Raw genomic sequence first — 9,472 nt, 5'->3', positions numbered from 1 at the left:
AGGATGATGCCAACACGAATATTCCTCAATAGCTCAGCCGGTAGAGCATGCGGCTGTTAACCGCAGGGTCGTTGGTTCGAGTCCAACTTGGGGAGCCAAGCAAATTGCAGGAAGTGCCGTCGTTATTATTTAGCGGCGGCTTTTTTCCTACTTGCTACTAAAAAATTTATAAGGGCCTTTAGCTCAGTTGGTTAGAGCAACCGGCTCATAACCGGTCGGTCCTGGGTTCGAGTCCCCGAAGGCCCACCATAAAAAAACAACACCAGATATTTATCTGGTGTTGTTTTTTTGTTTGCTGGAATGATGGTTTGCTAAAGGAGAATAGAGGAGAACTGCTTTTCCACTTATAATAGCGAATAAGTGGATATAGACTACAAATGCCTTATGTAATGGAAACTAGGTGCTTTTTAAAAGCAAAGATGTAGGCACAAGAATCTATGTATTAGAATTCTGATATGAAAGAAACGTTTTCCCTACAATGAAAAATAGGGAATTGTTTCTTTCAACCCCCATTATTCCTCCCTTGAGAAATTTGACCTATCAATGGAAAGAATCTGGTCAATCGTATTAGTAATAATTGCGTATTCTGAAATAATGTTCTCCAAATAGGTTTTACCCTCTTCGGTAATAGAAAAATAAATGCGCATACGATTATCTTCCGAAAGTACTTTATCCGACTCTAGCAGATAACCGTATTTCTGAAGACGATAGATTGCAATGTACAGAGTGTTGAATGTAAGAACTCCTCCACTCAATTTTTCTATCTCCTGCATCATTTCATAGGTGTACATTGGTTTTTGGCGCAACAGAAATAATACTAGCATGTCTGTTGTTGCCTTTTTCAGCAATTCTTTCATCCCAGCAGGGGTTCCACTTTTTGTTGTGTTGTCTTTTTCTCTAGGCAAGCTAATTATCTCCTAAATAGTAAGAATAATACTATTATACCCAAAATCCCACGAAAATCAATGTTTCTTTACTTATATAATGTTTTATAAATAGAAAATTGTTATCGAATTTTATTACATGTATTTTTCGCACAATAATTTAATACATTATTTTGCGAAAGTGTTAATAATTGAAACACTTAAGATAACCTACTTTAAAAGCTTGAAAAGAAGCTTTGTAAAGATATGTATCCAAATGACTTTATTTAAATTCTTTTAAAAATATATGTAACAATATGAGCTGCTTAATCGTTAATATATATAAGAGAATTCAGTAGGCGCTTTTAATGGTCTTATTTAAAATGTAAAAAAACAATTTTTAGAACACATTTGGAGGAGAAAAAATAAAAAAACTATAAAGAAAGTTATTAGTACAATTTGCGTATGTGCAATGCTAGTAGGGCCTACTGCAAACTTGGCTTTTGCCGCAAGCAGTTCAGAAAATGAGTATGCTAAAATTACAATTAATCAAACTAAAGCAAATTCTTATTTAAATGTTTCTGATGAAGAAAAAGCCGATATTTAAGAAGTCATGGTTTTTCAGAGAAAGACATCCAATATTATGTGTGGCGTGAAAGCAACAAAAGTCCAAACAGGATTACTTTTGGGCCAAAAGGAGCATCTAGTGGTATTAGCACTATGGGCTTTCCAAGCAACCCCAAAATCGGAGATACTTATAGGCAATCTTTTAGAATTACAAATACAGAATTAGCAGCATTTGGAGTTATTCCTGAAGGAGCTTCCGTACAAGAAATAGCAAAAGCTTTGATGAAGAAAAAGAAGATTCCAATTCTTGCGGCTTTAGGAGTAGCGGCCTCAATTGCGCAAATTTACGGTGACAGTCAAGGTTACCGAGGATATAACATTGATATTAGATATATGTATACTTATGACAACGATGGATTTGCTAATTGGGTTTATAGTAAATTTGATATCAAAGGATATAGATAATTAGAATCATGATAAATAAAGGAGTGCAGATGAATTCATTTGTTAGGTATTATGTCGCACAAATTTTATTGACTATTTTTTTAATTGTGTTGGGAATCCAATGTGTATTTCTATTACTAACTGGCAACTCGAATATTCAACTAAGCCTTATCGTTTTGATTTCTTTCTTGATTTTTTTAGTAGTTCAGCAATTTATTGCCAGAGAACCATTGCAAGAAGAAATTCACAAAGAATTAATGAGCAAAAAAACATATTACTTTTTACAATTATTCAATATATATTTTAGCAGACTCATAATTACAGTAGCGATCCTAATACTGATTTATTTAGTTTTTGTTCAGGAAAAGTAGTAGGGGGTATCCTCAAAAGAGATGAAATGTATTAAAAAGTTAGGTATTTATACGAGACAAGTCCTACCTATTCTTGTATCAATTTTCATGGTGATATCCTTTGTTCGCGTAATGTATTACCAATCAGCGAATTATATATTGCTAATTGCAACGCTACTATTAGTTGTACTAGAAATCATTAGGAGAATAACACTAGGAAAAGAGTGGCAACAGGAACTGGAAGAATGGAAGGGCAGCAGCAAATCTTATATACTTTTAGAAAAAATCAGTTCGTACTTTTCTAGGGTTTCATTAGCATTTATTCTGATAGGAATTTTGGTTTTATGGTCTCAAGGTCGGTTATAGAACATAGAACACAGAAAAGGTTACACAAAAGAAAGAAGCCGAAGAGGAAGCATCTACGCTTTCTATTCGGCTTCTTTTATACAAATTTAATGATAATAACTAATAAGCAACTGCAAAAATAGAATTGATTCATATTGCTCTTTACTTAGTTAGAAAAATCTGGTATAATATGGTAAATTATGAGTATTTCTAACTCAATTCGACTATTTATCAAATTGCTTGAATAGGGTTCCTAATGCTTTTTTCTCAATTCGAGATACATAAGAACGCGAAATATCCAGAGCAGACGCGACTTCCCTTTGTGTTAACGGTGCCTGACCATTGAGACCATAGCGAAGCTCAATAATGGTTCTCTCTCTGGGAGATAGAGACTGGCAAATGTATTTTTTTAGTTGTTCCGATTTAATCTTGCAATCAAGGTTATCAACTATATTGTCTTCCGTAGACATAATGTCAATTAGAGTCAATGTGTTCCCATCCTTGTCAGTATCGATGGGCTCGTTTAGAGAAATGTCTTGCGCACTCTTCTTTCCGCTGCGGAAAAACATTAATACTTCGTTTTCAATGCACCGGGCGGCATAGCTCGACAGACGAATTCCTTTATCACAGTTAAAACTATCAATTGCTTTAATCAGCCCAATGGTGCCAATTGAGATAAGGTCTTCTTGGTCGTTCAAATTGGAGTAGTACTTCTTAATAATGTGTGCAACCAAGCGCAGATTGTGTTCAATGAGTTTACTGCGCGCTTTTGTGTCGCCGTTTTTCCATCGTTCTAGGTACTCTCGTTCTTCTTGTGCGGAAAGCGGTCGTGGGAATGACCCATTACCAGTTACATGCAGCACAAAGAACATCAAATTTGAAATAGCTTCCCGCAGCAAGGATAGCAGCATCCATCATCCCTCATTTTCGGTGTTTTTAGCATCTTATGCGAACAATAGCCTGTATGTTGCAAGTCCCCTCGCTAAATTCAAACGGAATCTTTACATTCCGTGAATATCATGATATGATAATCATAAGAAAAATAATGATTATCGTTTTCTTTTGAAAGGAATCGAGTTTATGCAGAGACGTCAGAATTTCAGTCGAAAAAGAAAAGCGATCTTAGATGTGTTGATGAATACTTCCACGCACCCCACAGCAGAATGGATTTATCAGCAGTTAAAGCAGGAGTACCCCGATTTAAGCCTGGGTACCGTTTATCGCAACCTTTCTCGTTTTAAAGAGGAAGGAAAGATTATGAGTGTTGGTGTTGTGAACGGACAAGAGCGCTTTGATGCGATTATTGACCCGCATGAGCATTTCATTTGTGAGGAGTGCGGTTCTGTTCGGGATTTAAAATATCAGCTTCTGCCGGATTCTGTTGACCAGCAGATGGCACGCAGCTGTGGGTTACAGGTTAACTCCCATAGCTTGGTTTTCTATGGCCTTTGCCCGGAATGTGTAAAGTCCGACACGGAAGCTCGCTGATAATTCAGGAGGGTTTGAATGAGAAAATATCAAGTTGGCATGATTCAGCTTCATTCAGGAGAAGATAAAAAACAGAACCTTGACCATATTTGCGATTATATTCAGGAGGCTGCTGAAAATGGAGCCCGTCTGGTTGTTTTAACAGAGAATATGAACGTGATTGCCAAGGCGTCTTTTCCAGCGACTGATTTTGCGGAAGATGAAGCTGGTGAAACCTATGAGAGGATTTCTGCCGCAGCCAAACGGTTTGGAGTTTATCTTCATGGGGGCAGCTGGGCAGAGAAGATTCCCGGCGATACACGAGTGTACAATACCAGCTTTTTGTTTTCACCGAAAGGTGAGCTGCTCGCCAAATACCGTAAGCTGCATACCTTTGATATTATTCTACCCACCGGGAAAGCTGTGCGGGAATCGGAAGAGGTTGCCGCGGGAGACAGAGTGGTAACGGTTGAAACGGAGCTGGGCGTGTTTGGTCTTGCCATTTGCTATGACCTGCGTTTCCCAGAGCTTTATCGTTTGATGGCGGAACAGGGCGCCCAGGTATTGTTTAATCCCTCAAACTTTACATTGCCTACTGGCAAGGATCATTGGGAGCCGCTTTTGCGAGCAAGAGCGATTGAAAATAGCTGCTATATGATTGCCCCGAACCAAATTGGCCGAAATGCCCGCCTAACGGCATTTGGCGGCAGTATGGTAATAGACCCATGGGGAACGGTAATTGCACGCGCTAAAGAGGAGCCAGGGCTTACTATGGCTGAAATTGATTTGGATTATCTTGACCGAGTGCGCGCACGCATGCAAACCATGGAAAATCGCCGTACCGACATCTATCGGTTAGAGGAGATTTCAGAGCCTCACGCGTAATATGTGTGGCTTGTAATCTAAGATATTACCACATTAAAGCTAGAAAAATTCTATTTCATCCTCCATATGCTCAAGAGGTGCTTTCACACTGGTTTTTCCACAATCCGCACCCACGCGCGGTAATTTACTTCTGTGTTAAGCGCCAATTCCAGCTTTTAACGTTGCCTTTGTTTGCAAAGCAATAAAAAGCGCTAGTTATGGAAGATTTATTTGCATGAATCGTAAAGAAGCCTTGCGCTATAGCGCAAGGCTTCTTTTAGTAAGGTTTTGATTTTGCGCCCGTAAAAGAAATAAGTACCTCGCTACCGAGCATGTTTCTACGAGGGAACGAGAGCGCTCTAAAAATGACCGCCGACGGAAGATTTTAATCAACTATCTATTTGAACGAGCAAAGGAGAGTGGGCATTTTTAATGGAGCGCCTTTACAGTAGCTTTTGTTTTCTGGTTTGGGGTCGTTTCCCAAACGGATTCCAAAGGCAGAGCCTTTGGTGAGTCTTTCCTCCTTTTCTTCTCATCAAAAGAAAAGGAGTGCCCGCCCCGGCTTGAGGGGCGAATGAAAAGAAAGAAGAAATTTTCTGCGGCACGAGCCGCTAATATTTACTTTACAAAAGTATAGTTGATATATTAAGTTTTGCGCTCTGGCGCAGGGAATTCTGCTGTCGCAGGGCTTTGCCCCTCGTGCTGGGGCGGGTGCAACCTTTCACAAAAGGGTGAAAGGTTGCAAAGGCCTTCCAAAGGGAGAGTATCGATTCTCTCCCTTTGGATTCCCTCTCAACGTCCAAAAGCTCTGCCTTTGGAATCCGGGTGAGCTCCCGCTCTGCTTCTGTTTTCCGCACAGGAAACAAGCCTGTGCGTTGCAGATTGTTCGTAAGGTTTTGCGTTGCCGCTCGTAAATAAGTATAAAACCCAAGCTGCATAACATGTCTCTACGAGGGAACGAGAGTGCTCTAAAAATGACCGCCGACGGAAGATTTTAATCAACTATCTATTTGAACGAGCAAAGGAGAGTGGGCATTTTTAATGGAGCGCCTTTACAGTAGCTATTGTTTTACGGTTTGGGGTCGTTTCCCAAACGGATTCCAAAGGCGGAGCCTTTGGTGAGTCTTTCCGCCTTTTCTCCTCATCGAGAAAAGGCGAGCCTGCCCCGGCTTGAGGGGCGAATGAAAAGAAAGAAGAAACTCCCTGTGGTGGCAACCGCTTGAAAATCTTCTATTATAAATAACTTTTTATATGTAGTTTTGCGCTTAGGCGGAAGGCTCTGCGTGGTGAAAAAATAAAAAAAGCTGTGCTTTAGCTAAAAAAGCAAGCACAGCTTTTCATTAATATTATATAATATAAAAATTATTGGCGGTAATTTAATACTTAATTTATTGGCGGTATTCAATTACAATATAATTGTTGGCAAAGAAAGGAGGCGAGTGTGCCAAAAAAATCTAGAGGGCGGCCTGCTTCGGATAATCCAAAGACATTACGTGTCGATGTACGTCTAACTCAAGAGGAATTGCGATTGCTCGATGAATATTGTGAACAAAAAGGCGTATCAAGACCACAAGGATTACGGGACGGTATTTATGCCCTTAATAAAAAATGAAAGGAAGCGGCGCCCAATGTTGGCAAACGTTTTACGCCACTTCCCCCAACCAACAGATGCAAAAAGCAACTGCTGCGTAAATAGTATAGCATGCGTGGTGGGTTCTTTCAAGGCATCGTTGGTAACGATGTAGAAAGGAAGAATACTATGACCAGCATTTTAGAAGAGTTTGCTTACGGTAACCTATCTCCGGAGGTAGGCGATTTTCAGTGCTCTTCAAAATATGGAGAAGCACTGCGGCTTCTATCCTTAAACGAAAAAAATCTTATGGGTAGACTAAACGATGAGGAAAAGCTATTATTTGAAAAATATGTGGATGCGCAGGGGGAGCTAGTCCGGCTTACAGCTGTTGGAAATTTTGTTTACGGCTATAAGATGGGGCTTACAATGACCGCAGAAGCTTTTGTTGGCATGGGTGATTTGTTCATGACAAATAAGTAAAAGAACATAAAAGAAGCTTTAGCACAAAGTAAAATGACCTAGGCTAAATGGCAGATAGAAAAATAAAATCCGTTCCACTAGTGGAACGGATTTTATAATTTATCATTTCAAAATATAATGCCTATTTTTCCGCCTGCTGATTGCCGCGCTCTTCTTTTTTCTCTTCTTCCTCTTCTCCCGGAGGAGGCTTCTTCGCGAACAGCTCACGTACACCTATAAACAGCAGCATAACTCCAAAAATACGGCGAAGCCAAGCAACCTCCAGCCAACCGGAGAGAAACACCCCTCCCAGTGCGCCTACAAGGCCCGCAGCGGCTGCCGCCAATGCAGTGCGGAAATCGATAAGCCCTTTGCGAATATAGCAAACCAGAGCCAATACAGCGCAAGGAATGAATAAGATTAAATTAATCCCTTGCGCGGCGCGTTGATCCAGCCCGGCGATTAATGTGAGGTAAATGATGAGAACTCCGCCGCCGCCCATTCCCATTGAGCCCAGAATGCCCGATATTAATCCCGCTAATGCCAACCAAAACCATTCCATTAAAACAGCATCCTCCAAGCAGCCCACAGCATGAGTGCGCCAAACAGGCGGCGAAGCAGCATCCGGTTCAGCCGGGGCAATGCCCAGGAGCCGATGAGCGAGCCTGCCAGCATCCATGGTAGGTAGGGAATCGCCTGACCGATGGTCACACTGCCGCGGGATAAGTACAGCCAAGCGCTTAATACGCAGATAGGCAAAATGATGGCGACGGAGGTTGCGTGGCTTTTTACAACGGGCAGGCCAGATTTACGCAGCATAGGTACAATTACCATGCCGCCGCCTGCACCAAGAAGACCGTTCGCCACGCCGGCGAGAAAGCCGCCCAGCACGCGAAAGCTACGTTTCATACCCACACTCCTTTACCGTGTTATTCTGCCCTTAAAATGAACAAAAACACGCAAAGAATGCGGAGAAGAAAGAAAAACGCCCTTGCAGCATATACATGCTGCAAGGGCTGATTTTGTTATAAAAGGCCCGCCTGGCCGTATCGTGCGAAATAAACCTGCTACTGAAAAGCAGGTGGGTGCCTACCCAACGCTTTCATGCTCCCTTCTTCCAGCCAGAGGCCGGGAGGTCTGCAATCCGTCGCCGGAGTTGGGGCTCCCGATTTGTACATTGTAGGGTTAATTTGCAACGGTCCACGCACCAGGCAGGATTTTCTCTGTTCCTGCAAGCATTAGTATAACAGAAAAATACGAAAAATAATTCTTTAGAAGAAATTATTCGTCACTTTCGTCAGAAATATCTTCCTCTTCGTCATACAGCTCGTCAAAACGGCTCTCAAAGAGCTCTGCAAGCTTATCCAGCAATTCTTCGTCTTCAACCTCAGCTAACTGCTGCTCGCCGTCTTGTTCGATTGCTTCGAAAATATAATAAGTGCCTTCAGATTCCACACTGTCCTGCGGGTTGTCAAAGGTGGGGAGCAGGGCATAGAAGCAGCCGTCTTCGTTGTCGATTACATCCAACACTTCAAATTCATGCTCATTACCTTCGTCGTCCACCAGAGTCAAAACATCTGGGCCGAATTCTTCGTTCATATTGTCATCTCCTTATCTCTGTTAAAAGGTATCATTATTGTACCGTTGTTCAGAATGGAAGTCAATAAAAAATTTCTTATAAATAATAACAACATAATTTTGATTTATTATGTGGAAAAACTATTGACTTTAACCTAATATATGTTATAATATAGTTGCAAAGGAAAAGGATATTGGTACAGGCGAAATCAGAAAAAACAGCAATTTGCAGTTTTATTCTGAAAATGGCTTTCGGTGCCGCCACAAAAATGGCCGCATAATAAGCCAGCGGAAGGAACGCCTGAAATCAAGATTCATTTGAAAGGGGTGAGTCCAATGGTACAAGAAGAATCGCAACACCAGTCCGTCGGTCTGTTGGGCTTAGACAGCTGGAGTGCAAGGGTAATCTCATAAAACAATGAAAGGGTTGAGTCCTAAATATCAGGTAACGTCAGTCACCGCAAATTCGGTATTCAATTGCATGGATCCGGTCCGGCGGGGTTGCTCCTGGGGATTGCGTGGTATAAGTCCCGCGTTCCAATTATGGCTCCCGAAAACAATTTCAGTTTGTGGTAATGGGTTTCCAATGTTCCCTTAGGGTACCTTTCTTTAAAGGCTTTTATTCACTATAATTAATAACAGGGCATTTCGTATTCGGAAAGTGATTCCCAATATAACTGAAGATATTGCAGTACGATGGTAAAGTTTGTTAGAAAGTTTTGAAAATGCATTGATACCAAATGCGGTGCAAAACAATCGAAATTTTATAATATTACTCAGGGGCTGTGGCGGTTTGCCACAGCCCTTTCTTATTCTAAGCACTCACTAGCTAACTGTTTCATATTTACGATATAAGATGGCTTGGTAAAAAAGATAGCTTAGTAATGTAGGAAAGATGATAAAAACGATACGTGTAGATATAAAGATGAAAGGCCTCCCTATAAAAAAGGGAGGCCTTTACT

The 9,472-nt window shown here is 41.1% G+C and carries 11 protein-coding genes, 2 tRNA genes and 1 other RNA gene; 7 read left to right on the top strand and 7 right to left on the bottom strand.

The annotated features are described in order from the left end of the window. Positions 1 to 22 precede the first annotated feature (22 nt). Both E7L17_RS13925 and E7L17_RS13920 read left to right on the top strand, forming a co-directional pair. Positions 23 to 98, top strand: a tRNA-Asn gene (locus tag E7L17_RS13925). A gap of 74 nt (positions 99 to 172) precedes the next feature. After that, a tRNA-Ile gene (locus E7L17_RS13920) sits at positions 173 to 249 on the top strand. Positions 250 to 512: 263 nt separating this feature from the next. On the opposite strand, the gene E7L17_RS13915 is transcribed toward E7L17_RS13920, so the two are convergent. Further along, a complete protein-coding gene (locus E7L17_RS13915; RefSeq protein ID WP_316323737.1) occupies positions 513 to 905 on the bottom strand; it encodes a PadR family transcriptional regulator in 393 nt (130 codons plus the stop codon). A gap of 603 nt (positions 906 to 1,508) precedes the next feature. On the opposite strand from E7L17_RS13915, the gene E7L17_RS13910 reads away from it, so the two are divergent. Beyond that, positions 1,509 to 1,895: a hypothetical protein gene (locus E7L17_RS13910; protein WP_316323736.1), complete on the top strand. Its 387-nt coding sequence runs from the start codon at positions 1,509 to 1,511 to the stop codon at positions 1,893 to 1,895. Between the two features lie 898 nt (positions 1,896 to 2,793). On the opposite strand, the gene sigK is transcribed toward E7L17_RS13910, so the two are convergent. Continuing rightward, positions 2,794 to 3,480, bottom strand: a complete 687-nt coding sequence (gene sigK / locus E7L17_RS13905; RefSeq protein ID WP_316323735.1) for an RNA polymerase sporulation sigma factor SigK — start codon at positions 3,478 to 3,480, stop codon at positions 2,794 to 2,796. 169 nt (positions 3,481 to 3,649) lie between these two features. Here sigK and E7L17_RS13900 point away from each other — a divergent pair, with 169 nt between their 5' ends. Further along, on the top strand, positions 3,650 to 4,057 hold the full coding sequence (locus E7L17_RS13900; RefSeq protein ID WP_316323734.1) for a transcriptional repressor: 408 nt from the start codon (positions 3,650 to 3,652) through the stop codon (positions 4,055 to 4,057). Between the two features lie 18 nt (positions 4,058 to 4,075). After that, complete coding sequence (locus tag E7L17_RS13895) at positions 4,076 to 4,921, top strand: carbon-nitrogen hydrolase family protein (RefSeq protein ID WP_316323733.1); 846 nt, start codon at positions 4,076 to 4,078, stop codon at positions 4,919 to 4,921. A gap of 602 nt (positions 4,922 to 5,523) precedes the next feature. On the opposite strand, the gene E7L17_RS13890 is transcribed toward E7L17_RS13895, so the two are convergent. Then, positions 5,524 to 5,838 carry a hypothetical protein gene (locus E7L17_RS13890; RefSeq protein ID WP_316323732.1) on the bottom strand — a complete coding sequence of 105 codons (315 nt, stop codon included), beginning with the start codon at positions 5,836 to 5,838 and terminating at the stop codon, positions 5,524 to 5,526. A 503-nt stretch (positions 5,839 to 6,341) separates the two neighbouring features. On the opposite strand from E7L17_RS13890, the gene E7L17_RS13885 reads away from it, so the two are divergent. Then, positions 6,342 to 6,512, top strand: coding sequence for a hypothetical protein (locus E7L17_RS13885; protein ID WP_316323731.1), 171 nt, complete (start codon positions 6,342 to 6,344; stop codon positions 6,510 to 6,512). Positions 6,513 to 6,659: 147 nt separating this feature from the next. Then, a complete protein-coding gene (locus E7L17_RS13880) occupies positions 6,660 to 6,953 on the top strand; it encodes a DUF6809 family protein (RefSeq protein ID WP_316323730.1) in 294 nt (97 codons plus the stop codon). 121 nt (positions 6,954 to 7,074) lie between these two features. Here E7L17_RS13880 and E7L17_RS13875 read toward each other — a convergent pair whose 3' ends face one another. From E7L17_RS13875 to E7L17_RS13860, 4 genes are all read right to left on the bottom strand, one after another. Beyond that, positions 7,075 to 7,494: a TSUP family transporter gene (locus E7L17_RS13875; protein ID WP_316323729.1), complete on the bottom strand. Its 420-nt coding sequence runs from the start codon at positions 7,492 to 7,494 to the stop codon at positions 7,075 to 7,077. Further along, positions 7,494 to 7,841, bottom strand: coding sequence for a TSUP family transporter (locus tag E7L17_RS13870; protein ID WP_316323728.1), 348 nt, complete (start codon positions 7,839 to 7,841; stop codon positions 7,494 to 7,496). The genes E7L17_RS13875 and E7L17_RS13870 overlap by 1 nt, the downstream gene beginning before the upstream one ends. Before the next feature lie 120 nt (positions 7,842 to 7,961). Beyond that, positions 7,962 to 8,153: non-coding RNA, 6S RNA (gene ssrS / locus E7L17_RS13865), on the bottom strand. A 60-nt stretch (positions 8,154 to 8,213) separates the two neighbouring features. After that, positions 8,214 to 8,531, bottom strand: coding sequence for a DUF1292 domain-containing protein (locus tag E7L17_RS13860; RefSeq protein ID WP_316323727.1), 318 nt, complete (start codon positions 8,529 to 8,531; stop codon positions 8,214 to 8,216). Positions 8,532 to 9,472 lie beyond the last annotated feature (941 nt).

The organism is Clostridium sp., assembly GCF_032576335.1.
GTDB lineage: Bacteria > Bacillota > Clostridia > Oscillospirales > Acutalibacteraceae > Faecalispora.
Note: the sequence above shows the minus strand (reverse complement) of the source record. Positions and strands in the feature narration are given on the sequence as shown.